At 40.9% G+C, this 1,394-nt stretch carries 1 pseudogene; it reads left to right on the top strand.

What is annotated here, in order from left to right:
- Positions 1-1,006 precede the first annotated feature (1,006 nt).
- Positions 1,007-1,394, top strand: a pseudogene (locus CTER_RS24830) (hypothetical protein); the annotation flags it as partial.

Here is a 1,394-nt window from a genome sequence, read left to right on the forward strand (position 1 = left end):
GACTGTTGCTTTACCTGTATGATTTTTTATATTAACTGGTTACTTCCGCACTAACTTCATAAAAATAAGGACGCACCCAAAAAACAAATGTGACAAATAGTATCGCCAATTTGACTGTTGCTTTACCTGTATGATTTTTTATATCAACTGGTTACTTCCGCACTAACTTCATGAGAATAAGGACACACCAAAAGCAAATGTGACAAATTGTATGGCCACATTTGACGATTGCTTTACCTGTATGATTTTTTATATCAACTGGTTACTTCCGCACTAACTTCATAAAATAAGGGCGCACCCAAAACAATTGCGAAAATTGTATCGCCTTATTTAAAGCGATTTTACCGTCGCTCAAACTCGACATCCTGTCTCGATTTGAAGCTCAAAGCAGCGTCCTGCTGCTTTGCCGGCAAAACCGCTTTACCTTCGCCGGCAATTTAGCGCAATTGTTTATAACCGTGCACCTTATTTTATGAAGTTGTCCTAGCGAACCAGTTGATTCTAATTGAATCTACGTGTAAAGCAAAAAAACTTAAATTGGCATACGAGTTATATTTAACAGGTGCATTACCTTCGCCGACAATTTGTTGTAATTGTTTTTAACCGTGTATCTCATTTTATGAAGTTGTCCTAGCGAACCAGCTGATTCTAGTTGAATCTACGTGTAAAGCAAAAAAACTTAAATTGGCATACGAGTTATATTTAACAGGTGCATTACCTCGCCGACAATTTAGCGCAATTGTTTTTGTCAGTGCACCTTATTTTATGAAGTTGTCCTCGCGAACCAGTTGATTCCAATTGAATTTATGTGTAAAGCAAAATAAAGCACAACCGATTAATTAATATAATCAGCGTACAACTTGAAATTGTGAGATTGAGCAGCAATTTAACCGGCACTACAGTAAATTAAGCTGCAGGTAAAAGAACGCTTTTCAAATGTCACCATATCCATTGACCGACATAGTATGTAATATAATATTATGTTAATCAGAGGAGGCATTTTCAAGTGCAAAAATGGCCATTTTTTAATAATAAACCAAAAGTTCAGCCCGAACAGAAAAACTTGGAACAGCCAAAACAGGAGGCTCCGCAGCAGAATGCCCCTGCTCAGAAACCGGCACAGATGCCGCAGCAAAAGCCCAACCAGCAGGTGATGCCAAATACTACGGCACAGATGCCGCAGCAGAAGCCTAACCAGCAGGCGATGCCAAATACCATGGCACAGATGCCGCAGCAGAAGCCCAACCAGCAGGTGATGCCAAATACTACGGCACAGATGCCGCAGCAGAAGCCCAACCAGCAGGCGATGCCAAATATGACAGCGCAGATGCCGCAGCAGAACCCAACCAACAGGCGATATCCAATAATAATATGGGACAGATGCCGCAGCAGAA

It is taken from the genome of Ruminiclostridium cellobioparum subsp. termitidis CT1112 (genome assembly GCF_000350485.1).
GTDB lineage: Bacteria > Bacillota > Clostridia > Acetivibrionales > DSM-1351 > Ruminiclostridium > Ruminiclostridium termitidis.